General features: G+C 71.6%; 20 protein-coding genes. 9 read left to right on the plus strand and 11 right to left on the minus strand.

Annotated features, from left to right (window positions below; translation table 11 throughout):
- Positions 1-97: 97 nt before the first annotated feature.
- Positions 98-1,480 (plus strand): glycine--tRNA ligase, encoded by a 1,383-nt coding sequence (locus AC07DC_RS13535; RefSeq protein ID WP_250975825.1) that lies wholly within the window; start codon positions 98-100, stop codon positions 1,478-1,480.
- A gap of 59 nt (positions 1,481-1,539) precedes the next feature.
- On the opposite strand, the gene AC07DC_RS13540 is transcribed toward AC07DC_RS13535, so the two are convergent.
- A complete protein-coding gene (locus tag AC07DC_RS13540; RefSeq protein ID WP_478914515.1) occupies positions 1,540-2,058 on the minus strand; it encodes a hypothetical protein in 519 nt (172 codons plus the stop codon).
- Positions 2,059-2,227: 169 nt separating this feature from the next.
- Here AC07DC_RS13540 and AC07DC_RS13545 point away from each other — a divergent pair, with 169 nt between their 5' ends.
- The 3 genes from AC07DC_RS13545 to AC07DC_RS13555 are packed head-to-tail and all read left to right on the plus strand — an operon-like array spanning position 2,228 to position 4,964.
- Positions 2,228-3,472 carry a sensor histidine kinase gene (locus AC07DC_RS13545; RefSeq protein ID WP_478914516.1) on the plus strand — a complete coding sequence of 415 codons (1,245 nt, stop codon included), beginning with the start codon at positions 2,228-2,230 and terminating at the stop codon, positions 3,470-3,472.
- Positions 3,460-4,104, plus strand: coding sequence for a response regulator (locus AC07DC_RS13550; protein WP_478914517.1), 645 nt, complete (start codon positions 3,460-3,462; stop codon positions 4,102-4,104). The genes AC07DC_RS13545 and AC07DC_RS13550 overlap by 13 nt, the downstream gene beginning before the upstream one ends.
- Positions 4,101-4,964: a DUF4097 family beta strand repeat-containing protein gene (locus tag AC07DC_RS13555; RefSeq protein ID WP_478914518.1), complete on the plus strand. Its 864-nt coding sequence runs from the start codon at positions 4,101-4,103 to the stop codon at positions 4,962-4,964. Before AC07DC_RS13550 ends, AC07DC_RS13555 begins: the two co-directional genes overlap by 4 nt.
- On the opposite strand, the gene AC07DC_RS13560 is transcribed toward AC07DC_RS13555, so the two are convergent.
- The 3 genes from AC07DC_RS13560 to AC07DC_RS13570 all read right to left on the minus strand — a co-directional run bounded on the left by AC07DC_RS13560 (position 4,907) and on the right by AC07DC_RS13570 (position 8,291).
- Positions 4,907-5,551, minus strand: coding sequence for a TetR/AcrR family transcriptional regulator (locus tag AC07DC_RS13560; RefSeq protein ID WP_478914519.1), 645 nt, complete (start codon positions 5,549-5,551; stop codon positions 4,907-4,909). The genes AC07DC_RS13555 and AC07DC_RS13560 overlap by 58 nt on opposite strands.
- Positions 5,552-5,748: 197 nt before the next feature.
- The gene (locus tag AC07DC_RS13565) at positions 5,749-6,759 is read right to left on the minus strand and encodes an aldo/keto reductase (RefSeq protein ID WP_478914641.1); all 1,011 of its coding nucleotides are present in this window, start codon (positions 6,757-6,759) and stop codon (positions 5,749-5,751) included.
- Between the two features lie 89 nt (positions 6,760-6,848).
- Positions 6,849-8,291 carry an MFS transporter gene (locus AC07DC_RS13570; protein WP_478914520.1) on the minus strand — a complete coding sequence of 481 codons (1,443 nt, stop codon included), beginning with the start codon at positions 8,289-8,291 and terminating at the stop codon, positions 6,849-6,851.
- 158 nt (positions 8,292-8,449) lie between these two features.
- Between AC07DC_RS13570 and AC07DC_RS13575 the strand changes: the two genes are divergently transcribed.
- Entirely contained in the window at positions 8,450-9,415 is a 966-nt protein-coding gene (locus AC07DC_RS13575; RefSeq protein WP_478914521.1) for a helix-turn-helix transcriptional regulator, read from the plus strand.
- Here AC07DC_RS13575 and AC07DC_RS13580 read toward each other — a convergent pair whose 3' ends face one another.
- Positions 9,416-10,840 (minus strand): MFS transporter, encoded by a 1,425-nt coding sequence (locus AC07DC_RS13580; protein WP_478914522.1) that lies wholly within the window; start codon positions 10,838-10,840, stop codon positions 9,416-9,418.
- Positions 10,841-10,954: 114 nt separating this feature from the next.
- Here AC07DC_RS13580 and dusB point away from each other — a divergent pair, with 114 nt between their 5' ends.
- The 3 genes from dusB (at position 10,955) to AC07DC_RS13595 (ending at position 16,283) form a co-directional block, all read left to right on the plus strand.
- Positions 10,955-12,097 (plus strand): tRNA dihydrouridine synthase DusB, encoded by a 1,143-nt coding sequence (gene dusB / locus AC07DC_RS13585; protein WP_478914523.1) that lies wholly within the window; start codon positions 10,955-10,957, stop codon positions 12,095-12,097.
- 431 nt (positions 12,098-12,528) lie between these two features.
- Positions 12,529-15,240, plus strand: coding sequence for a pyruvate, phosphate dikinase (ppdK, locus tag AC07DC_RS13590; protein WP_478914524.1), 2,712 nt, complete (start codon positions 12,529-12,531; stop codon positions 15,238-15,240).
- Positions 15,241-15,470: 230 nt separating this feature from the next.
- Positions 15,471-16,283: an HAD family hydrolase gene (locus tag AC07DC_RS13595; RefSeq protein WP_478914525.1), complete on the plus strand. Its 813-nt coding sequence runs from the start codon at positions 15,471-15,473 to the stop codon at positions 16,281-16,283.
- Between the two features lie 100 nt (positions 16,284-16,383).
- On the opposite strand, the gene AC07DC_RS13600 is transcribed toward AC07DC_RS13595, so the two are convergent.
- The 3 genes from AC07DC_RS13600 to AC07DC_RS13610 all read right to left on the minus strand — a co-directional run bounded on the left by AC07DC_RS13600 (position 16,384) and on the right by AC07DC_RS13610 (position 18,678).
- Positions 16,384-17,298, minus strand: a complete 915-nt coding sequence (locus AC07DC_RS13600) for an oxidoreductase (RefSeq protein ID WP_478914526.1) — start codon at positions 17,296-17,298, stop codon at positions 16,384-16,386.
- Between the two features lie 138 nt (positions 17,299-17,436).
- Complete coding sequence (locus AC07DC_RS13605; RefSeq protein ID WP_478914527.1) at positions 17,437-17,865, minus strand: DUF3995 domain-containing protein; 429 nt, start codon at positions 17,863-17,865, stop codon at positions 17,437-17,439.
- 42 nt (positions 17,866-17,907) lie between these two features.
- Entirely contained in the window at positions 17,908-18,678 is a 771-nt protein-coding gene (locus AC07DC_RS13610) for an alpha/beta fold hydrolase (protein ID WP_478914528.1), read from the minus strand.
- Between the two features lie 499 nt (positions 18,679-19,177).
- Here AC07DC_RS13610 and AC07DC_RS13615 point away from each other — a divergent pair, with 499 nt between their 5' ends.
- Positions 19,178-19,492, plus strand: coding sequence for an ATP-binding protein (locus tag AC07DC_RS13615; protein WP_478914529.1), 315 nt, complete (start codon positions 19,178-19,180; stop codon positions 19,490-19,492).
- Between the two features lie 24 nt (positions 19,493-19,516).
- Here the strand turns inward: AC07DC_RS13615 and AC07DC_RS13620 are convergent, their stop codons facing one another.
- Genes AC07DC_RS13620 through AC07DC_RS13630 form a run of 3 tightly spaced genes read right to left on the minus strand, consistent with a single transcriptional unit; the run spans position 19,517 to position 23,222 of the window.
- On the minus strand, positions 19,517-20,158 hold the full coding sequence (locus tag AC07DC_RS13620; RefSeq protein WP_478914530.1) for a PhzF family phenazine biosynthesis protein: 642 nt from the start codon (positions 20,156-20,158) through the stop codon (positions 19,517-19,519).
- Between the two features lie 8 nt (positions 20,159-20,166).
- Positions 20,167-21,405 (minus strand): type III PLP-dependent enzyme, encoded by a 1,239-nt coding sequence (locus tag AC07DC_RS13625; protein ID WP_478914531.1) that lies wholly within the window; start codon positions 21,403-21,405, stop codon positions 20,167-20,169.
- Complete coding sequence (locus tag AC07DC_RS13630; protein WP_478914532.1) at positions 21,402-23,222, minus strand: IucA/IucC family protein; 1,821 nt, start codon at positions 23,220-23,222, stop codon at positions 21,402-21,404. Before AC07DC_RS13630 ends, AC07DC_RS13625 begins: the two co-directional genes overlap by 4 nt.
- Positions 23,223-23,226: the final 4 nt, after the last annotated feature.

A 23,226-nucleotide genomic window follows, 5' to 3' on the forward strand; every position in this document is an offset into this window, starting at 1 on the left:
CGGTCCCCGGAGTTCCACCGGAACCGATTTGATATGGGGGCCGGGCCCGCCGGTAACCTGGGGCAACTGACCGCTTCGTCGTACTGAAGAGAGCACCGTGGCCGCCGACAAGATCGACACCATCGTCAGCCTGAGCAAGCGCCGAGGCTTCGTTTTCCCGTGCAGTGAGATCTACGGCGGCTCGAAGGCCGCCTGGGACTACGGGCCGCTCGGCGTCGAGCTCAAGGAGAACATCAAGCGCCAGTGGTGGCGCTCCATGGTCACCTCGCGCGACGACGTTGTCGGACTCGACTCGTCGGTGATCCTGGCGCGCGAGGTCTGGGAGGCGTCCGGCCACGTCGCGACGTTCTCGGACCCGCTGACCGAGTGCACCTCCTGTCACAAGCGCTACCGCGCGGACCACCTGGAGGAGGCGTACGAGTCCAAGCACGGCCGTCCGCCGGCCAACGGTCTCGCCGACATCAACTGCCCGAACTGCGGCAACAAGGGCGCCTTCACCGAGCCCAAGCAGTTCTCCGGCATGCTGCAGACGCACCTCGGCCCGACCCAGGACGCGGGCTCCGTCGCGTACCTGCGGCCGGAGACCGCCCAGGGCATCTTCACCAACTTCGCCCAGGTGCAGACGACCTCGCGCAAGAAGCCGCCGTTCGGTATCGCCCAGACCGGCAAGAGCTTCCGCAACGAGATCACGCCCGGCAACTTCATCTTCCGGACCCGCGAGTTCGAGCAGATGGAGATGGAGTTCTTCGTCAAGCCGGGCGAGGACGAGCAGTGGCACGAGTACTGGATGGAGCAGCGCTGGAACTGGTACACCGGCCTGGGCCTCAACCCGGACAACATGCGCTGGTTCGAGCACGCCAAGGAGAAGCTGTCGCACTACTCGAAGCGCACCACTGACATCGAGTACCGCTTCAACTTCGGTGGCAACGAGTTCTCCGAGCTGGAGGGTGTGGCCAACCGCACCGACTTCGACCTCAAGGCGCACTCCGAGGCCTCCGGCCAGGACCTGTCGTACTTCGACCAGGAGGCCGGCGAGCGCTGGTTCCCGTACGTCATCGAGCCGGCGGCGGGCGTCAACCGCGCCATGCTCGCCTTCATGCTCGACGCGTACAACGAGGACGAGGCGCCCAACGCCAAGGGCGTCATGGAGAAGCGCACGGTCATGCGCCTCGACCCGCGCCTGGCGCCGGTCAAGGTCGCCGTCCTGCCGCTGTCCCGCAACCCGCAGCTGTCGCCGAAGGCCAAGGGCCTGGCGACCGACCTGCGGAAGAACTGGAACATCGAATTCGACGACGCGGGTGCCATCGGCCGCCGCTACCGCCGTCAGGACGAGATCGGTACGCCGTTCTGCGTCACCGTGGACTTCGACACCCTCGACGACAACGCGGTGACGGTGCGCGAGCGCGACACCATGAAGCAGGAGCGCGTGTCACTGGACCAGATCCAGTCGTACCTCGGCGGTCGGCTCCTCGGCTGCTAGTGCTCTGACCGGAAAGGCCAGAGCACTAGTCGCCCTCCAGGCGGGTTGCACGAATCGCCTCAAACGCCGGCCGGGCTGGATTTTCCAGCCCCGCCGGCGTTTGCGTGTGCGGACGTCCGTACGGCCAGCACCGCGCACAGCGCGGCCAGCGGCAGTTCGAGGAAGACCGCCATCAGCAGGGCGGACGCGACGTCCGCCCCCGGGGCGGCTGTTGTGACGTCGAACCAGGCGTCGACCACGAGCAGCATCGCGGTGGCGGCCGCCGCGAGGCCGCGGCGGTGGTCGCGGCGGCGCAGGAGCAGGCCGGTGCCGATGAGGCCGACGGCCTCCAGGGCGTCGAGGCCCACCCAGGCCGTCGACCAGTGGGACGCCTGCGCGGTGGCCGGGAGCGAGGTCGCGAGGACGAAGAGCCAGGGGATCAGGGCCAGTCCGAGCGCGATCAGGACGTAGCCGAGCGGTCTGGGCCGGCGCGGCTCCCGCTCCGGGACGGCGTACAACTCGATGATCTCGGCACCGGTGCTGCCGTGCTCGGTGGCGGTCGGACGGATCCGGGTGGCCGGCATCTCCAGGACGGACATGGTGGTGAACTCCTTCCGGACCCGGCGGTCGGGTACGGGAACAAGCCTCGTCGTCCGGCCCGCGAAGGTCAGTAACGCCCGGGTCCGACCTGTGGTGGTGCTGGCTATACCCCGAGAGCGGACCCCTACGGGATGCACACCGCCCCACCTGGGGCTCTACGGTGAGCGCATGGCATCAACAGGGCCGCTGCGGCGTGCACTCCAGCAAGCCGCCGGGTACGCCCCGTGGTCGGCCTGGGCATGGCGCAACACGGCGTTCGTCACGGCGGGCGTGCCGCTGGCCGGGGTGAGCGCGCTGCTGGTCTTCGACCTCGTGACGGACTGGCGGTCGGTGATCCTGCTGCCCGCGCTGCCCCTGGTGTGCGGTCCGCTGACGCTGCTCCAGCGCAGCCGGTTCTGGTCGCTGCTGGGGCTGAACGTCCCCCGGGTGCCGAGGGCGCACCCCTGGTACACCCCGCGCGGCGGCTGGCAGTGGCTGCGTTCGGAGGCGACCTGGCGGCAGTTCGGCTACCACCTGGTGGCGGCCCCGCTGGCGGCGGCCGGAGCGGTGCTCGTCGTCTGCTCCTGGGTCGCGGGGATCTTCGGCGCGCTGGTCTTCTCCTGGGTGTGGGCGCTGCCCGTGGAGGACCGGCTGCCCGGCTGGACCGAGCGGTACACGCTCGTCACCGTCGTGGGGATCGTCCTGCTGCTCCTGGCGCCCTTCCTGGCCGCCGGCGTCGCCCGGCTCGACACCTCGGCCGCCGCCGCGCTGCTGGGGCCCAACCGGGCAAAGGAGCTGCGGCGCCGCGTCGAGGACCTCGCCGAGAGCCGGGCGGGGGTGGTGGACGCCGCGGACGCCGAACGCCGCCGGATCGAACGCGATCTGCACGACGGCGCGCAGCAGCGGCTGGTCTCCCTCGCGATGAACCTGGGCCTGGCCCGCGCCACCCTCAAGGACCTGCCGCCCGAGGCGCGCCGGGTGATCGACGAGGCGCACCGCGAGGCCAAGGAGGCCATCGAGGAGCTCAGCAATCTGGTGCGCGGCCTGCACCCGGCCGTCCTGGACGACCGGGGCCTGGACGCCGCGCTGTCCGGGGTGGCCGCGCGGGCGCCGCTGCCGGTCCATCTGAAGGTGGAGATGGAGCGGCGCGCTTCGCCCACCGTGGAGGCCGTCGCGTACTTCGTGGTCTCCGAGGCGCTCGCGAACGTCGCCAAGCACGCCCGGGCGGAGCGGGTGGACGTCGCGGTGCGGTCGCGCGAGGACGTCCTGCGGGTGACCGTCACCGACGACGGGATCGGCGGCGCGGACGTGGCGGGCGGTACCGGACTCGCCGGGCTCGCGCAGCGCGTCGGCTCCGTCGACGGATCGATCAGGATCAGCAGCCCCGCAGGGGGCCCGACCATCATCACTGTGGAGTTGCCGTGCGGGCTGTAATCGCCGAGGACTCGGTCCTGTTGCGCATCGGACTGGCCAAGGTCCTGGAGACCGCGGGCTTCGAGGTCGCCGCCGAAGTGGGCGACGCCGAGGCCCTGTTGTCGGCCGTCGACGAACACCGGCCGCAACTGGCCCTGGTGGACGTCAGGATGCCGCCCGGCTTCACCGACGAGGGCGTACGGGCCGCCCTGATGATCCGGCGGCAGTGGCCGGACACCGCCGTCCTGCTGCTCTCCCAGTTCGTCGAGGAGCGGTACGCGGCCGATCTGCTGTCGGCGCGCGGCGGCGGTATCGGCTATCTGCTCAAGCAACGGGTCGCGGACGTCGAGGAGTTCATCGACGCGCTGCGCCGGGTGGCGAACGGCGGCACCGCGCTGGACCCGCAGGTGGTCGCGCAGCTGCTGCTGCGGCGCAACTCCGACCCGCTGGAGCGGCTGACACCGCGCGAGCGCGAGGTGCTCTCGCTGATGGCGGAGGGCCGCTCCAACGCGGGTATCGCCGAGCACCTGGTGGTCAGCGAGAGCGCGGTCGCGAAACACATCAACAACATCTTCGCCAAGCTGGATCTGCCGCAGGCCGACGGCGACCACCGCCGGGTGCTCGCCGTACTGCGCTTCCTGGAGGGGGCGTGAGCGCCGGAGGCGCCGTGGGTGCGGGGCGCCGGAAGCACCGCGGGGCATGGCTCGTTGTCGCGGTGATCAGCGCGCTGTTCATCGTGTCGCCGATGGCCGTGGAGACCTGGGCGTACTTCGGCGGGCACCGGCCCGAGCCCACCCAGACGCTCGAACTCCCTCCGGCGGGACGGGTCCAGCGGCTGCAGGTGGACGCGGGCAGCGCGTCGGTGACGGTGCGCCCCGGGCCCGCCGGCCAGGTGCGCGTCAAGCAGACGCTGACCTGGTCCACGACGAAGCCGCAGGTCAGGAAGGTGTGGGACGGCGGTGTCCTGAAGGTGCAGGCGGAGTGCCCCGGCTGGTGGTCGCTGACCGGGCTGGACTGCTCGGTGAAGCTGGAGTTCGACGTCCCGCCGGAGATCGAGATCCAGATCGTCGGCACCTCGGGCTCCACCGAGGTGCGCGGCACCACCGGCCGCCTGGACCTGACGAGCACCTCGGGGTCGACCACCCTGACCGATGTCGGCGGCACCATCTGGGCCCGCACCGGATCGGGTGCGATCGACGGCACCGGGCTCACCTTCCGGACTGCCGACGTGGGGGCGAACTCCGGTTCGCTGGACCTGTCGTTCGCCGCCGCCCCCGACAGGGTGACGGCGAAGGTGCGCTCCGGCTCCGTGACGATCGGCGTCCCGCCGGGCTCCCACTACCAGGTGGTCGGGCGCAGCGGGAGCGGGTCGCGGGAGTACGCCACGGGGCTGGAGGAGAGCACTTCGCCGCGGATCATCGACGCGACGGCGGGATCGGGCGCGGTGGACGTCGGCTACACGTCCGGGGATCCGGCGGCGTCCGGGGTGCCGGGGGCGCCGGCCGCGCCCTGAGCCCGCAGTCCGTGCAGCAGCAGGTCACAGACCGCGTCGAAGGCGGCGTCGATACCGGGCTGCGACCACTCGGCGGCGTACGCCGGGTCGTGGAAGCGGCCGGTGGCGTCCCAGACGGCGCGGGCGGCGGTGGCGGGGTCGACGGATGCGGGCAGCGAGAACTCTCCGCGACCGACCCCGTCCTCGACGATGCCCGCGAGCTGCCCGACCAGGTCCTCGACGTGCCGGGCGACCACCGCGCTGGCCTCGCCCGCGAGCGCCATGTACGTCGCGAACAGCTCCGGGTCACCGCCGGCCTTGCGGCGCTTCGAGGCGAACAGCTCCGTCAGCCACTGCCGCAGCCGTACGGGCGCGGGCTGCGGCCCGGCCGCGACGGCGGACAGCGTCGAGTGCGACTGGTCCAGCCACCGCTGGGTGACGGCCTCGCGGAGCGCCGCCTTGCTGGCGAAGTGCCGGTAGACGGTGCCATGGCTGACGCCCAGGGCCCGCGCCACATCCACGACGGTGGCCTTGGCGGGGCCGAAGCGGCGGAGCACGTCCTCGGTGGCTTCGAGGATGCGGTCGGTGGTCAGGGTCACGGGCGGCATGGTGGCCTTTCGGTGCGGGGTGCTACGTCCCCAGTGTGCGGGTGCGGAGGCGTGTCCGAAGTCCGCCGCAGGCGACCCCGCCGGGAGGCAATGGGCGGGAGGGTGGGGAAAGCCCGCCGCAGGCGCAACGGTGCCGCAGGGACCTACGTACCCGCACCCCCGCCGCAGGTGCTCACTTACCTGACCCGCCGGGAGGGCTACTGCTCGCTGTCCAGGTGGGCCATCTGCGCCTGCGGGTAGCGGTCGCCGGCCGCGGCGCCGGCCGGGACGGCGGCCTCGATGGCCGCGAGGTCGGCCGCGTCGAAGGTGACGTCCAGGGCGCCGAGCGCCTCGGTGAGGCGGTCGCGACGGCGCGCGCCGACGAGCGGCACGATGTCCTCGCCCTGCGCCAGCACCCAGCCGATCGCGGCCTGCGCGACGCTGACGCCCTTGGCCCCGGCGATCTTGCGGAGCGCCTCGACGAGGCCGAGGTTGCGGTCCAGGTTGTCGCCGGAGAAGCGCGGGCTCATCCCGCGGAAGTCACCGTTGGCGCTGCTCTGCTCGGAGCGCTCGCGGGTCCAGTGGCCGCTGAGCAGCCCGCGGGAGAGCACGCCGTACGCGGTGACGCCGATGCCCAGCTCACGGGCGGTGGGCAGGATCTCCGCCTCGATGCCGCGGGAGAAGAGCGAGTACTCGATCTGCAGGTCCGAGATCGGGGCGGTGGCCGCGGCCCGGCGCAGCGCGTCCGCGCCGACCTCGGAGAGGCCGATGTGCCGTACGTGACCGGCCTGGACCTGCTCGGCGATGGCGCCGACGGTCTCCTCGATCGGCACGCCGGGGTCGACGCGGGCGATCCGGTAGATGTCGATGTGGTCGGTGCCGAGGCGGTTGAGGGAGTAGGCGAGGAAGTTCTTCACGGCGGCGGGCCGGCCGTCGTAGCCGGACCAGCCGCCGTCGATGTCGCGCAGCGCCCCGAACTTGACGCTGATGACGGCCTGGTCGCGCCCCTGCGAGCTGCTGCGCAGGGCGTCGCGGATGAGGAGTTCGTTGTGGCCCATGCCGTAGAAGTCGCCGGTGTCGATGAGGGTGACGCCGGCGTCGAGGGCGGCATGGATGGTGGCGGTCGACTCGACGTCGTCAGTGCCGCCGTAGAGGGCCGACATGCCCATGGCGCCGAGGCCGAGGGCGGAGACGGAGGGGCCGGTGGTTCCGAGGGTGCGGTGCTTCAGCACGGGGTGCTCCTTGGACGGTGGAGGAGGGGATGACTGAAGCATGGCATATGGAGTGACAGATTTCAATAATTGTCATTCCACTCGGCTCAGGAGACGTGGCGGGGGAGCCGCAGGCTCAGCAGGATCGTCAGCGCGACCGCGCCGAGCTGCACGAGCAGCGTGATGACCAGGGCGTTCCGCATACCGGCCGAGGGGATCAGGGCGAGGAAGAGCGTTCCGAGCGTCGCCACGCCGAGCGCGAGCGCGGACTGCTGGGTGGTGACCATGACGCCGCTGCCGACGCCCGCCCGCTCCGCCGGAATCTCCGCGAGCACGATGCGGAAGAGCACCGGGAGCTGCAGGCCCTGGCCGAAGCCGGCCACCGCCATGCCCGGCGCCAGGCCGAGCGCGCCCAGGTGCGGCCAGTCGTACAGGGCGGCGCCCACCAGGAGCAGCAGGCCGAGACCCTGGATCAGGCCGCCGACGGTGACCACCCGGCTGCCGTACCGCGTCACCAGGCGCGGGCCCATCAGGGAGGCCGCGAAGAAGGTGGCGGCCAGCGGCGCCATCGCCACACCGGCCGCGACCGGTCCGAAGGCCAGACCCTGCTGCAGGGCCACCGCCATCACGAGCATGAAGCCGCCGAAGCCGATGGAGAACGGCAGGACGAGCGGCAGCCCGCGCCGTATGCCGGGCAGTGCGAACAGGCTCGGCGGCACCAGCGGGGTGCGGCCCTGCCGGTCCGCGCGGCGCTCGACGGCGTAGAACGCGTAGGCCGAGAAGGGGAAGGCGGCCAGCGAGATCCAGGTCCACAGCGGCCAGCCGGAGGCCCGGCCCTCGGTCAGCGGCGCCAGCAGCGTCACCAGCGAGACGGCCAGCAGTACGGTGCCCGGGACGTCGATCGGCGCCGGGCGCTCGGAGCGGGTCTCGGGGATGCTGCGCGCCGCCAGGACCAGGCCGATCAGGGCGACCGGCACGTTCACCAGGAACACCGCGCGCCAGCCGGTGCCCGCGATGTCGGCGGCCACCAGCACGCCGCCGAGGATCTGACCGGCGACCATCGACAGGCCGGCCGTGGCGCCGTACAGGCTGAGCGCGCGGGCGCGCCGCGGTCCGGCGGTGGAGGACTGGATGGTGGCGAGCACCTGGGGGAGCATCAGGGCCGCGGCGGCGCCCTGCGCCACCCGCGCGCCGACCAGCGTCCAGGCGTCCGGCGCCAGCCCGCAGGCCAGCGAGGTCAGACCGAAGGCGGCCATACCGGCGAGGAAGAGCCGGCGGCGGCCGAACATGTCGCCGAGCCGCCCGCCGAGCACCAGGAGCACGGCGTACGCGGTGCCGTAGCCGGCCACCACCAGCTCCAGCAGGGCCGGCCCTGCGGCGAGGTCGCGGTCGATGGTCGGCAGCGCGACATTGACGATGAAGAAGTCGATCAGCGGCAGGGCCGCGCCGAGCAGCACGGTGAACAGGCCGAGTGCGGTCAGCACAGGACCGGCCGAACCGGCGGGACCGGAGGGGCTCCCGGTGGCCCGGGGAGTCCCGAGGCGCGTCACGCGGGGGAGGACCTGGGCACGGGAGGAAAGGACGGGAGTGCGTTCCATTGGAGTCACGTGAGCAACCATGCGCCCGTTTTCAGGGTGGTACCAGAGAGCGTTTATCCAGGTATAAGAACCACCACGCAACTGGCTGCGCGATCGGGCATGCTGGAAGCATGCCTACGACGACGACCCCCGCGCAGCACGAGTCGGGCGCCGACATCAAGCGGCGCGAGCTCGCCTCGTTCCTGCGCAGCCGCCGCGAGCGCATCGCTCCCGAGCAGGTCGGACTGCCGCCGGGGCGCCGCCGCCGCACGCCGGGGCTGCGCCGCGAGGAGGTCGCGGGCCTCGCCGCGGTCGGCGTCACCTGGTACACGTGGCTGGAGCAGGCCCGGGACATCCAGGTGTCCGCGCAGGTCGCCGACGCCATCGCCCGCGCCCTGATGCTCGACCCGAACGAGCGCGTCCACCTGTTCACCCTCGCCGGGGTCGCGGACCCCAGCCCCTACGCCGACTGCCCCGGCATGTCGGACCAGATCCGCCTGATGCTGGAGCAGCTGGAACCACTGCCCGCGTTCGTCGCCAACAGCCGGCACGACGTGATCGCGTACAACCGCACCTACGGGCGGCTGGTCGACGACCTGGACGCGCGGCCCTTCGAGGACCGCAACATCATGTGGCTCGCCTTCACCGATCCCGCCTGGCGCGAGGCGCTGATCGACCGGGAAGAGGTGATTCGGCTGATGGCCGCCAAATTCCGGTCCTCCATGGCCGAGCACCTCGCGGAGCCGGCCTGGAAGTCGCTGCTCAAGCGCCTCCAGCAGGCGTCACCGGAATTCTGCGAGGCCTGGGACCGCCATGAGGTGCTGCAGCCGGACAACCGCTCCAAGCGTTATCTGAACCCGCAGGTCGGGCTGCTCACCTTCGACTTCACCCACCTGTGGCTCGGCCCGCGGTCCGGGCCGCGGCTCGTGACGTACACCCCGGCGGACGAGGTGACGCGCACCCGGCTGGACCGGCTGTACGCGCTGTGCACCTCCCCGGCGGCCGGTGCGCAGCCGGAGCTCGCGGCGAACGGCGCGGAGCCTGCTCCGGCGTCGGCGGGCGCGCGGCCGGTTCTCGCGTCGGCGGGCCGGTCGTAGTCAGGAGTTCGTGACCGCTTCGGTCCCGACGGGACGGGGCGCCGGCTCCAGCAGCCGCGCCGCGGCCCGTTCGGCGGTTCCGGCGGCCCAGCGGCCGGTGGTCAGCGCGCCCAGCACCAGGACGACGGCGCCGCAGCCCGCGATGATCCACCAGGCGGTGGTGTGCAGCCCGGCGGCGATGGCGGCGCCGATCACTGCGACCCCGAGCGACTGCCCGACCTGCCGGCTGGTGGAGGCGACGGCGGCGGCCACCCCGGCCTGCGAGCGCGGCATCCCGGACACGGCGGTGTTGGTGATCGGCGCGTTGACCAGCCCGAACCCGATACCGAAGACGACGTACGAGGTGAACAGCAGCGTGTTGGAGGACTCGGCGTCCAACGCCGCGAACATCACGCCGCTGATCGTCATCGCGGTACCCGCGAGCACCAGCGACAGCCGCGGCCCCCGGCTGGCGACCAGCCGCCCGGACAGCGGGGCGAAGACCAGGCACATGACGGCCATCGGCAGCATGTAGAGCCCGGCGTCGAGGGCGGAGAGCCCGCGGGTGTTCTGCAGGTACAGGGTGTTGAGGAAGAGGAAACCGCCGAGCGCGGCGAAGGCGCTCACCGCTATGACCGTGGCGCCGCTGAAGGGCGCGCTGCGGAAGAAGCCGAGCTCGATCAGCGGGTCCCTGCGGCGCGGCTCGTAGCTCAGCAGCCCGGCGAGCGAGCCGATGGAGACCGCGAGGCAGCCGAGGATCAGTGCCGACGTCCAGCCCGCGTCCGGGGCCTCGATGATCGCGTAGGTCAGGGAGCCGAGCAGGGCGATGACGAACAGCTGGCCGACCGGGTCCACCCGGCGGGCCTTGGGGGCGCGCGACTCGGGCACGTAGCGGGCGGTCAGGGCCAGGGCGAGCAATCCGACCGGGAGGTTGAGCCAGAAGATGGATCGCCAGCCGACGGTCTGCACCAGCAGCCCGCCGAGCACCGGGCCCGCCGCCATGCTCACACCGACGACTCCACCCCACACACCGATCGCGCGGGCCCGCTCCCGCGGGTCGGTGAAGGTGTTGGTGATGATCGACATCGCGACGGGGTTGAGCATCGAGCCGCCGACCGCCTGCACCATCCGGAAGACGATCAGCCAGCCGAGGCTGGGCGCGAGGCTGCAGAGCACCGAGCCCGCGGTGAAGAGCACCAGACCCGTCTGGAAGACCCGGCGGCGGCCGATCCGGTCGGCGGTCGAACCGGCGAGCATCAGCAGCGAGGCCAGCACCAGCGTGTACGCGTCGATCGTCCACTGCAGGCCGGCGACCGAGGCGTGCAGCTCCTTCTGCATGGAGGGCAGCGCCACATTGAGGATGGTGTTGTCGAGGCTGACCATGAGCAGGCTCATGCAGCAGATCGCCAGCACGAGCATGCGGCGCCGGGGACTCAGTTCCGGCACTTCGGGCCTCCGTGGTCGTTCCGGCTCACCTGTGGTCGTCCCTCGTGGCCAAGGGCACACATATACGTGAACGGTACATCGAAATCCCCGTCCGGCGTACGCGACAATGGGGCAATGACCGCTGACGCCACCATGCCACTTCAGATCGGCCCGCACACGGTGTGGCCGCCCGTGGTGCTCGCCCCCATGGCCGGCATCACCAACGCGCCCTTCCGCACGCTGTGCCGTGAGTTCTCCGGCGGCAAGGGGCTCTTCGTCAGCGAGATGATCACCACTCGCGCGCTCGTCGAGCGGGACTCCAAGACGCTGCGGCTGATCCGCTTCGACGCGACCGAGAAGCCGCGCTCCATCCAGCTCTACGGCGTCGACCCGGTGACCGTCGGCAAGGCCGTCCGCATGATCGCGGACGAGGGCTTGGCCGACCACATCGACCTCAACTTCGGCTGCCCGGTGCCCAAGGTGACCCGCAAGGGCGGCGGCTCGGCCCTCCCGTACAAGCGGAACCTGCTCCGCTCGATCCTGCGCGAGGCGGTCGGCAACGCGGGTGACCTGCCCGTCACCATCAAGATGCGCAAGGGCATCGACGACGACCACCTGACGTACCTCGACGCCGGCCGGATCGCGGTCGAGGAGGGCGTCACCGCCGTCGCCCTGCACGGCCGCACCGCCGCACAGCACTACGGCGGCACCGCCGACTGGGACGCCATCGCCCGCCTCAAGGAGCACGTCCCGGAGATCCCGGTGCTCGGCAACGGCGACATCTGGCGCGCCGACGACGCCCTGCGCATGATGCGCGAGACCGGCGCCGACGGCGTCGTGGTCGGCCGCGGCTGCCTCGGCCGCCCCTGGATCTTCGGCGACCTGGTCAGCGCGATGGAGGGCGGGGACGCCCAGGCCCGGCCGACCTTCAAGGAGGTCGCCGTCGTCATGCGGCGCCATGCCGAGCTGCTCGGCGAGTGGATCGGCGACGAGGCGCGCGGCGTGGTCGACTTCCGCAAGCACGTCGCCTGGTACACCAAGGGCTTCTCGGTCGGCTCCCAGCTGCGCCGCAGCCTCGCCGTCTCCTCCTCCCTCGCCGAGCTGGACGAGCACCTGGCCGCCGTGGACCTCGACCAGCCCTGGCCCGAAAGCGCCGAGGGCCCGCGCGGCCGCACCGCGGGCAACAACCGCGTCGTCCTCCCGGACGGCTGGCTGAACGACCCGTACGACTGCGCCGCCGTCAGCCCGGAAGCCGAACTGGACACGTCGGGCGGCTGACCCTCCCGTCAGGCGTCCTCGGACGTCCGAAAGGTGAGATGTGGCGTCCAACCGGGCCCCGATGACCGCGTGATTCACGCCACGTTTGATGGGGGTTGCGCTCAGATGAGCGCGGAATCATGACTGCACCTCTCCAAGGGATGGCACTGAGTGCCATCCCGGTTTCTCCACTTGATCAACGAATTCTCACGCAGGGTGAACGGCGTTCGGTGATCACAGCACGCTGCGCGGTCATCTGTTCGACAAGTGAACGGAATTCGATGCCGGCTGCCCGGGCGCGTTACTTTCGATCTAGTGGCAGACGAGTGGTTACGGCCGTCTGATGTGGTGATGGACGTACTGCAAAGCCTTGGGAATGGGTACGCTCCCCGCCGTCAGGGCATCCCTCCCCCAGACCCTGTCCGGGGGGACCTCACGAGGAGTCGAGTCCCGTGTCGGAACAGGTATCGCAGAAGTTCGTCTACGACTTCACTGAGGGCAACAAGGAACTCAAAGACCTGCTCGGCGGAAAAGGTGCGAACCTCGCCGAGATGACCAACCTCGGTCTGCCCGTCCCTCCGGGCTTCATCATCACGACCGAGGCGTGCAAGGTCTACCTGGACTCCGGCCACGAACCGGCGGAGCTCCGCGACGAGGTGAGTGCGCACCTCGACGCCCTCGAGCAGAAGATGGGCAAGAAGCTCGGGCAGCCGGACAACCCGCTGCTGGTGTCCGTGCGGTCCGGGGCCAAGTTCTCCATGCCCGGCATGATGGACACGGTCCTCAACATCGGCCTGTCCGACGCCTCGGTGGCCGGGCTCGCCGCCCAGGCCGGGGACGAGCGCTTCGCGTGGGACTCCTACCGCCGGCTGCTGCAGATGTTCGGCAAGACCGTCATGGGCGTCGACGGCGAGCTCTTCGAGGAGGCCCTCGAAGAGGTCAAGCGCGCCAAGGGCGCCGAGAGCGATCTCGGACTCGACGCGGCCGACCTCCAGCAGCTCGTGGAGCACTTCAAGGGCATCGTGCTCAAGGAGGCGGGCCGCGAGTTCCCGCAGGAGCCGCGCGAGCAGATGGACCTCGCCGTGCGCGCGGTCTTCGAATCGTGGAACACCGACCGCGCCAAGCTCTACCGCCGCCAGGAGCGCATCCCCGGCGACCTCGGCACGGCCGTCAACATCTGCTCGATGGTCTTCGGCAACCTCGGCCCCGACTCGGGCACCGGCGTCGCCTTCACCCGCGACCCGGCCACCGGCCACCAGGGCGTGTACGGCGACTACCTGCAGAACGCGCAGGGCGAGGACGTCGTCGCGGGTATCCGCAACACCGTGCCGCTCGCTGATCTCGAAGGCCTCGACAAGGCCTCCTACGACCAGCTGATGCAGATCATGACGACGCTCGAAACGCACTACAAGGACCTGTGCGACATCGAGTTCACCATCGAGCGCGGCCACCTGTGGATGCTGCAGACCCGCGTCGGCAAGCGCACGGCGGCGGCCGCCTTCCGGATCGCCACCCAACTCGTCGACCAGGGGCTGATCGACGAGGCCGAGGCGCTGCAGCGGGTCAACGGCGCGCAGCTCGCGCAGCTGATGTTCCCGCGCTTCGAGGAGGACTCGAAGGTCACGCGGCTCGGCTGGGGCATCGCCGCCTCGCCCGGCGCGGCCGTCGGCAAGGCAGTCTTCGACTCGTACACCGCCGTCAAGTGGTCGCGGTCCGGCGAGAAGGTCATCCTGATCCGCCGCGAGACCAACCCGGACGACCTCAACGGCATGATCGCCGCCGAGGGCATCCTGACCTCGCGCGGCGGCAAGACCTCGCACGCCGCCGTCGTCGCCCGCGGCATGGGCAAGACCTGTGTGTGCGGCGCCGAGGAGCTGGAGGTCGACACCAAGCGGCGCCGGATGACCGCGCCCGGCGGGATCGTCGTCGAAGAGGGCGACGTCGTCTCCATCGACGGCTCCTCCGGCAAGGTCTACCTCGGCGAGGTGCCGGTCGTCCCGTCCCCGGTCGTCGAGTACTTCGAGGGCCGGATGCACGCGGGCGCCGACGACGCCGACGAGCTGGTCCAGGCCGTCCACCGGATCATGGCCTACGCCGACCGGGTCCGCCGGCTGCGAGTACGGGCCAACGCTGACAACGCCGAGGACGCCAACCGCGCGCGGCGCTTCGGCGCCCAGGGCATCGGCCTGTGCCGTACCGAGCACATGTTCCTCGGCGAGCGGCGCGAGCTGGTCGAGCGGCTGATCCTCGCCGACACCGACAGCGAGCGCGACGAGGCACTGGGTGCCTTGCTGCCGCTCCAGAAGGCCGACTTCATCGAACTCTTCGAGTCGATGGACGGACTCCCGGTGACGGTGCGGCTGCTCGACCCGCCGCTGCACGAGTTCCTGCCCGACATCACCGAGCTGTCGGTGCGGGTGGCGCTCGCGGAGTCCCGCAAGGACGCCAACGAGAACGATCTGCGTCTGCTGCAGGCCGTCCACAAGCTCCACGAGCAGAACCCGATGCTCGGCCTGCGCGGCGTCCGGCTCGGCCTCGTCATCCCCGGCCTGTTCTCCATGCAGGTACGGGCGATCGCCGAAGCGGCCGCGCACCGCAAGAACATGAAGGGCGATCCGCGTCCGGAGATCATGATTCCGCTCGTGGGCACCGTCCAGGAGCTGGAGATCGTCCGCGAGGAGGCCGAGAAGGTCATCGCCGAGGTGGAGGCCGCCACCGGCATAAACCTCAAGCTGACGCTCGGCACGATGATCGAACTGCCGCGCGCCGCGCTGACCGCCGGCCAGATCGCCGAGGCCGCGGAGTTCTTCTCCTTCGGCACGAACGACCTGACGCAGACGGTCTGGGGCTTCTCCCGCGACGACGTGGAAGCCTCGTTCTTCACCGCGTACCTGGAGAAGGGCATCTTCGGCGTCTCCCCGTTCGAGACCATCGACCGGGACGGCGTCGGCGCCCTCATCCGCTCCGCCTGCGAAGCCGGGCGCGCAGCGCGCCCCGGCCTCAAGCTCGGCGTCTGCGGCGAGCACGGCGGCGACCCCGAGTCCGTCCACTTCTTCCACGAGGTCGGACTCGACTACGTCTCCTGCTCCCCGTTCCGCATCCCGGTGGCCCGCCTCGAAGCGGGTCGCGCGGCGGCGGCGCCGTCCGGCAACGACAGCCGGTGACCGGCCCGATCCCGGTGAGCGGCCCGCTTGCGGTCACCCCGTAGAACCATCTCCACCCTCACCGGGGGCGGCGTCTCGTGCGGAGACGCCGCCCCCACCCCTTTCCCCGCCCTTCACTCTTGTCTCTTCCTTGCACGCCCTTCTCTGCGCCGTCCGCCGTTTCACCCCACGACGTCCGGCCTCCACCCTGCGTCTCCACCCTTTTCCGGCGCATCTGCCATGATCCGAACATGACTGCTTCTCCGCCCCGTACCCTTCCCCGGCTGGTGGCCACCGACCTCGACGGCACGCTGCTGCGCAGCGACGGAACGGTCTCGGAGCGGACCCGGCGGGCGCTGCGGTCGGTGGAGGCCGCGGGTGCCGAGGTCGTCTTCGTGACGGCCCGGCCGCCGCGTTACGTGGACGGCATCGCCGAGGGCGCGGGACACCAGGGGACGGCGATCTGCTGCAACGGCGCGATCGTCTACGACGTTCCCGGCCGGCTGTTCCTCGACGCGCGCCTGATGCCGACAGCCGTCGCGCGCAAGGCCGCGGAGGCACTCGTCGCGGTGCTGCCCGGCTCGACGCTGGCCCTGGAGACCGGCCACCGCCTCCTCAGCGAGCGGGACTTCGGGAAGAAGGACTTCCAGGAAGTGATCGTGGAGACCGCCGCCGAACTGTGGGAGTCCGACGAGGACATCGTCAAGCTCCTCGTGCACTCCGCCCGTCACCACGCGGACGTGATGATGACCGCGGCGCACGACGCCGCGCTCACCGATGTCGAGGTCACGCACTCCGGCGGTTCCGGAATGCTGGAGATCAGCTCGCCCGGCGTCACCAAGGCCGGCACGCTCGCCCTGTGGTGCGCGGCCCGCGGGATCGGCGCCTCCGAGGTGATCACCTTCGGCGACATGCCGAACGACCTGTCCACGCTGACCTGGGCAGGCGCCGGCTACGCGATGGGCAACGCGCACCCGGACGTCCTGGCCGCGGCGCCGCTGCGAGCCGCCACGAACGATGACGACGGGGTCGCGCGGGTGCTGGAGCAGCTCTACGGCTCGTAGCACCCGCGCGTGGGGGACCTGGAGCAACGGGGCGTTTCCGTGCGCCCGTTGGTGCGCGCCCGTTTCCGTGCGCCCGTTCCCGTACGTCAGAACCTGCGCGTCAGAACTTGTATGTCACGCCCGTCAGTTGCTCGGACGCCGTCCACAGCAGCTCGCCCGCGCGGTCGTCCTTCGTCCAGGAGGCGCGCCAGGAGCGGGCGGGGGCGCCGCGCCAGCCCTGCCAGCGGGGGCCGGTGAACGAATCGGGCGCCACATCGGGTGCGGTGGCGGCGTAGAGCGTCGGCAGCGCGCCGGCCTCGGCCGACTGCCCGATGATCCGGTTGCCGATCCCGATGATGCGCTCGGCGCGTTTGCGACCCTCCAGCTTCGCGCCCGCCGTTTGGAGGTTCGTTTCGGCGTAGCCGGGGTGCGCGGCGGCGGCCACCACATCCGCGCCCGTGGTCTCCAACTGCCGCGCCAGCTCGTGGATGAACAGCAGGTTGGCGCTCTTGGAGCGGCCGTAAGCGATCCAGCGGCGGTAGCGGCGCTCGCTGTTGAGATCCCCGAGATCGACGTTGGCGACCGCGTGCATGCCGCTGGAGACGCTGACGACCCGGGCCCCGGGGGTCGCGAGCAGCTTCGGCAGCAGCAGTCCCGTCAGGGCGAAGTGACCGAGGTGATTGACCCCGAACTGGGTCTCGAACCCGTCGGCGGTCTGCGTGTACGGCAGGGCCATCACGCCCGCGTTGTTCACCAGCAGGTCCAGCCGGTCGCCCTCGAACTCCTCCGCGAAAGCCCGCACCGACGCCAGATCCCCCAGATCCAGCCGCTGGAAGACGGCTCGCGCCTCCGGCACCTCGGCCACCAACCGGTCGGCCGCCGCCTGCCCGCGCTCCTCACTGCGGCACGCCAGGACGACCAGCGCGCCGTGCCGCGCCAACTCCTTGGCCGCGCAGTATCCGATGCCGCTGTTGGCCCCGGTCACCACAGCGGTGCGGCCGGTCTGGTCGGGGATGTCGTTCGCAGTCCAGCCCATGTGACCGGTTCTCCTCGTGTCGCTGGCCGAAATCCGGATCCCCCGGCGGTCAGCTTAGAGAGCGGGCCGCGTATGCACGAGGCGTGTGCACCGGGCAGCGGACAGCGGACGCGGTTTCCGCGGTCGACGGGGCCGGGCTCACCTGCCTCGTCGGCTGGCGACCGCCGTCGACGCGGCGAGCGCGAGGCACAGCGGGCCGTAGGCGAGCCGGTCGAGGCGCCGGAAGCGGGGGGAGGACGAGCCGGGGGAGAGCAGGTCGGTCCGCCCCGACACTCCCATCACGCCCCGCACACCGAGCACCGCCGCGACGCCGGCCGCACCGAGCCGGGACAGCGCCGGGCGGCTCTTGGGCCGCCCGGAGACCAGCAGCGCCGCGGTCCCCAGGGCGCCCGCGACGGCGAAGCAGGCCGCAGGGGCGGGCGTGGTCGGACGGCCGGCCACCGCGTCCGAGAGCGCTTCACGATCGGAGAGCGGCCACGGTGAACCCAGACCCCAGGCGACGTGCAACCCGGCGATGGCGGTCAACGTCGTGGCCGATATACGGCCGGCAGTACGCTCGATCGTCATACCGTCCACGCTATCGCGCACCGCGATTGGCGGCCCGGCGGGTCACCGTCCCGTCGTCGGGACGCTCTCGTGCAGGAAGTCGACGAGCAGTGCGGTGACGGCGGAAGGCCGCTCCATGCTGGGCAGATGGCCCGCCCAGGGCAGTTCGACGTGGCGGGCGTCCGCGAGCAGGTCGTGCAGCCGGGCGGCGATCTGCCGGAAGTCCACCACGTCGTGCCCGCCCGACAGGACGAGGCACGGTGCCTGGACCGCCGACAGGTCGAACTCGGTCCTGATGGGTTCGAACTCCTCGGCGTCGGCCAGTTGCACCTCAAACGCATGACGCTGCATCTCGCGCACCGCCGCCCGGACCTCGGGCCCGCCCTCCGGACCCACGTAGGTGTTGACCATCAGCTCCACCGCCCCGGCGACGTCGCCCGCCTCGATCAGTTCGTCCTCGCGTGCACCGATCGCTTGCAGTTCAGCACTGCGCTCATGCCCGGCAAACGCGGAACAGAGCAGCGCCAGAGCGCTCACCCGCTCCGGCCGGCGCGCGGCGATCTCCAGGGCGGCCCGCCCGCCGTTCGAGGAACCCACCAGTGCGGCCTGCCCGATGCCGAGAACGTCGAGCAGTTCCAGCACATCGTCGGCGTTGTTGTAGCGCCGGTCCGGCACCGGACTCCGCCCGAACCCCCGGAAGTCACAGCGCACCACTCGGTAACCGGCATCGATCAGATCCGACCACTGCGCATCCCACATCCGCCGGTCGCACACCCCGGAATGCAGCAGCACCACGGCCGGTCCGTCCCCGACCACATCATGCGAAAGAGTCATCCGCCAGACCCTACGCATCGGGTGCCCGGGACGCCCGCGATATATGGGTGGTGCGGGTTCGGGCGGTGCGGACGGGTCGGGTGCGGTGGGTGGTGCGGGTCAGAGCGGTGCGAGGGTGGTGTGTCCAGGGAGGGGGAGTTTTGATCCGCTTTCCTTGCCGTGATGTGCCCCAAGCGCCCCACCACCAGCAACCCGCACCCACCCGACCGGGAAGCGCAGCGGACCGGATTCCCTGCACATCACCGGGCCGCGCAGCGGACCGGCCCCACTGGCAGGCGCGCAGCGCCGTTGTCTCCCCCTCCGCCCGGTCAAGGCGCGAAGCGACGCAGAAAAACACTTCGCATCGCTGCGCCCGCTACGTGGCGTGCCGCACAAGGGAGTTGGCTCATGGACCCCGAAACCCGCAGTCCCGCCCAGCCGCCCCTCGCGGCGCACGTTCCCACTCGTTCACGCTGCGCAGCGCCCGTGTAGCGACCGCGCCGAAGATCTGCCGGGACTCGTGGCGGAGGTGGCGCGCGCGATCGGGTGCGACGAGCTCGCCGACTCGGCGGCGGTCTGTACGTCGGAGTTGGTCACGAACACCTATCTGCACGCCGCTGGGGCGAATTTACTGCTGCGGGTCCGGGTGGCGCCGGGGCAGGTGCGCGTGACTGTCATCGACGGGAGCGCGGTTCGGTTCGGTGTGGTCCGGGTGCCGGAGGAGGCGTTGGGCGGGCGCGGGTTGTTCCTGGTCGAGGCGCTGGCCGATCGGTGCGGGGCGGCGGATCGCCGAGGGGTGTGGTTCGAGCTGGATACGCCGACGAAAGTGGCGTGACGTGACGAAGCCCCGGTACCTGCCTCAGCGCACCCTTGCGACTCGGCCGCCCACGTCGATCGTTCCGTCCGGGCCCGGGCGGGTCAGGATTTGGGAGGCGGTGCCTTGGCGGATGTCCAGGGGGCGGCCGAGTTCGGCGGTGAGGACCGCGGCGGAGGCGCCCGTCGCCTCGTCCTCGGTGATGGCGTCGCCGCGACGGGGGAAGCCGCGGGCGCGGATGCGGCCCGCGGACTCGTCCGCCCAGGCCCAGGCGTAGAGCCAGCCCTCGCCGGGTGGCGGGGAGGGCAGGGCGTCTACTTCGGCGACCGTCGCGTACTGCTCGGTGCGGCGGCCGGGGGCCCAGGCGGCGCGGCCGCGGATCCAGGTGAAGTCGCCCTCGGTCCAGGCGGGTACGTCGCCGGCCGGGGGCCGCAGCAGGGGCGACTTCAGGAGCCAGGCGGTGCCGACGAGCGGGTGGCCGGCGAAGGGGAGCTCCACGCTCGGGGTGAAGATCCGTACGTCGCCGCGGTCGGCGTCGTCGATGAACACCGTCTCGCTGTAGCCGAGTTCGGCGGCGATCGCCTGGCGGTCGGCCGTGGCGGAGGAATCGCCGGTCACCACGCCCAGCAGGTTGCCGCCCCGGCCGTCGGGGCCGACGAAGACCCGGAGCACTTCATGATCGGTCATGGTCCGATTCAAGCACTGCCCAGGAAGTGGAAGCCGGGCCGGGGATGCATCAGGAAGTCGTGGTGCGAGATGTTCCACGCGTACGCCCCGGCCAGCGCGAACACCACGCGGTCCCCGGCCCGCAGACCGGGTGCCGGGACCCGGCGGGCGAGGACGTCCTTCGGGGTGCAGAGCTGGCCGGTGAGAGTGATGTGGTCCTGCTGGGCGGTGGGGCGCGGCCAGGGGTGGGGCCAGTGGTCGACGGGCAGGACCGCGCAGGGCTGGTCGTGGCCCTTGGTCGCCGGGGTGCGCAAATGGTGCGTGCCGCCGCGCAGAACGGCGAACTCCTCGCCGTGGCTGGGTTTCACGTCCAGCGCCTCGGTGGCGTACCACCCGCAGTAGGCGCTGAGGGCGCGGCCCGGCTCGATGCGCAGCAGTAGATCGGGGTGGGCGGCGGTGAGGAGCGCGAGCCCTTCGCCGTACGCGGTCCAGTCGAATCGGGCGGACGGGGCGTCGTAGTCGACGGTCATACCGCCGCCGAGGTTCACCTCGGGCAGGGCGATGCCGTGCCGGGCGGCCAGGCCGGCCGCGAAGGAGACCACTTCCCCGGCCACCGCGAGCTGCGCCGCCGCGTCCAGACCGCTGGCGAGATGGGCGTGGATGCCGCGCAGTTCCAGCTGGGGATGGCTGCCGTCGGTGAGCAGCCGTACCGCGCTGTCCGCCTGCGCGGGGTCGAGGCCGAACGGTGTCGGGCGGCCGCCCATCGCCAGCGAACTGCCCTCCAGCGCCGCGCCCGGCACCGGCAGGTTGAAGCGGAGCAGCACGGGAACGGTCCGGCCGGGCGCCAGTCGCGCGGCGAGGTGGCCGAGCATGCGCAGCTCGTACTCGCTCTCCACGTGGAAGCGTTCCACGCCCAGGTCCAGCGCGGCCTCGATCTCGGCCGGGGTCTTGCCGGGGCCGCCGAACGCCAGCGGGCGGTTCGGGACGGCCTTGCGCACGTGGGCGAGTTCGCCGCCGGACGAGACCTCGAAACCGTCCACGTACGGGGCGAGCGCGGTCAGGATCTCCGGCTCGGGGTTGGCCTTGGCGGCGTAGTAGAGCTCGACGCGCTCGGGGAGCGTGGCCCGTACGGCGGCGGCGTGGGTCCGCAGTTCCGCCAGGTCGTAGAGGTAGGCGGGCAGGTCGTCGGCGGCGAGGTACGCGGCGCGTTCGCGGACCGCGTCGGTGAGCATCGGCGCGCCGGCGGCGGGAGGCGGAGTCGGGGTCATCGGGCGCTCCAGGGCTCGGTGTGGTCGCTGTCGCCGTCGGCGTCGCCGCGGCCGGTTCCGGCGCCCACCGGGCCCGCGACCGACGCCCCGGACAGCACGTCCTCGGCCAGCGGCGAGGGCAGCCGTACGTAGCCGGCCTCGCGGTCGGCCTTGCGCTCCCAGCGGGTGAGGAGGTTGGCCTTGGCGGGCAGCGGGACGCCGGCGAGCAGGGCGCTGAGCCGGGGCGGGCAGCCGTTGTCGTCCGCGTACTCGCGCAGCACGGTGCGCACCCCCGCCCACAGGGCCGTCTCGGTCTGTGGATGGAGATCGGCGAGGGCCGCGAGCAGTTCGGCGACGTGGTTGACGAGCAGGCAGTAGACGACGCGGTCCCAGCCGCGCTCCGCGTCGTACGTCATCGGGGTCGCGACCTCGGCGGGCAGCGCCGCGAGGGTCGCGGCGTGGTGCTCGGGGACGAGCTTGGTGCCTTCCAGATCGCGGAAGAGGACCTGGACGGGGAAGCCGTCGTCGTCCACCCCGATCAGCACGTTCTGCAGATGCGGTTCCAGCACGACGCCGTGGTCGAAGTAGGCGGCGAGCACCGGTGGGAGCAGCAGTCGCAGATACGCCGTCCACCAGTCGAGGGCGGCCTGCGGGCCCGCCCCGTCGAGGAGCAGCGAGATGTGCGCGGAGCCGGTGGGGTACTCGTCGGCGACGGCGGCGGCCAGCAGCGGGGTGACGCCGGGGCGCAGATGTGCGGCCAGGCCGTCGCGGACGATGACGCCGAAGCCCTCCAGCAGGCCGATGTCCGGGCGACCGTCGGCGCCGGGCAGGGCGAGGCTGCGGTAGGCGGGCTCGCGCAGCACGGCGCTGTCGGGAAAACGCCCCGCCAGGTCGGTGAGGACGGGTTCCAGCAGGCGGGTGAGCGCGACCGCGCCGGACAGTTCGTAGGCGGCGTTCTTCCGTAGGCAGTTGGTGATCCTGATGTTGAGGCTGAACTTCAGGAACGTGTCGCCGTCGTACAGGGTGCGGACCGACGCGGTCGGTGTCGCGTGCGCGTCACCGGTGCCGAGGTCGAGGATGTCGCCACCGGCCAGGGCCGCGCGCAGTGCCGGGTGGTCCTGCAGCAGCCCGTACTGCCACGGGTGCGCGGGCAGCAGCCGGTATCCGGCGGGCACCGGCCGCAGCCGGTCCAGCGGGTCGGCGGCGCCGGGTTCGCTGCGCTCCTCCGCGATCAGGTGCTCGCGGACCGCGAAGTGCCGCAGCGGGAACGTCGCGCCTGCCTCGGGGGCGTACGCGGCCCACGACGCGGGGTCGCCGGTGCGCGCCTTGGGGGTGGGGTGGAAGCGGTGGCCGAACAGCAGGGACTGCTCGGACTCCAGGTAGTCGGGTGCCGGGGGGCGCACACCGTCACCGTCGATACCGGACACGCCCCGGGGGAGCGACAGGGCGGCGGTGACGCCGCGGTGGCTGGAGACGATCTGGTCCAGGAACTCGTCGTTGCGCACGCCGGTCCGCAGTGACAGCTCGTCGTACACGTACTCGGCGAGCCGGTACCAGTCCAACTCTTTCCACTCGTCCGCGTGTTGCTCCGAGACGGGGCCGGTGAAGCGGTGGGCGCCGATCAGTGACGTGCGGCGCAGCGCGACGCGCAGCAGCGCCCCCGCGCGGGGCAGCCGCAGCAGGAGGTGGCCGTCCGCGACCGCGGTCTGGTGCTCGGGTCCCGAGACCTCGCGGAGCAGGCAGTTGAGCAGGGTGTGGGCCACGACGTCATCGGCGTCGGGAAGGCCGCTGTCGGAAAGGACGGCGGAGGGCTGCGCGAGGCGCAGGGGAAGCGTCATCAAC

This window comes from Streptomyces sp. NPDC045021 (genome assembly GCF_056432645.1).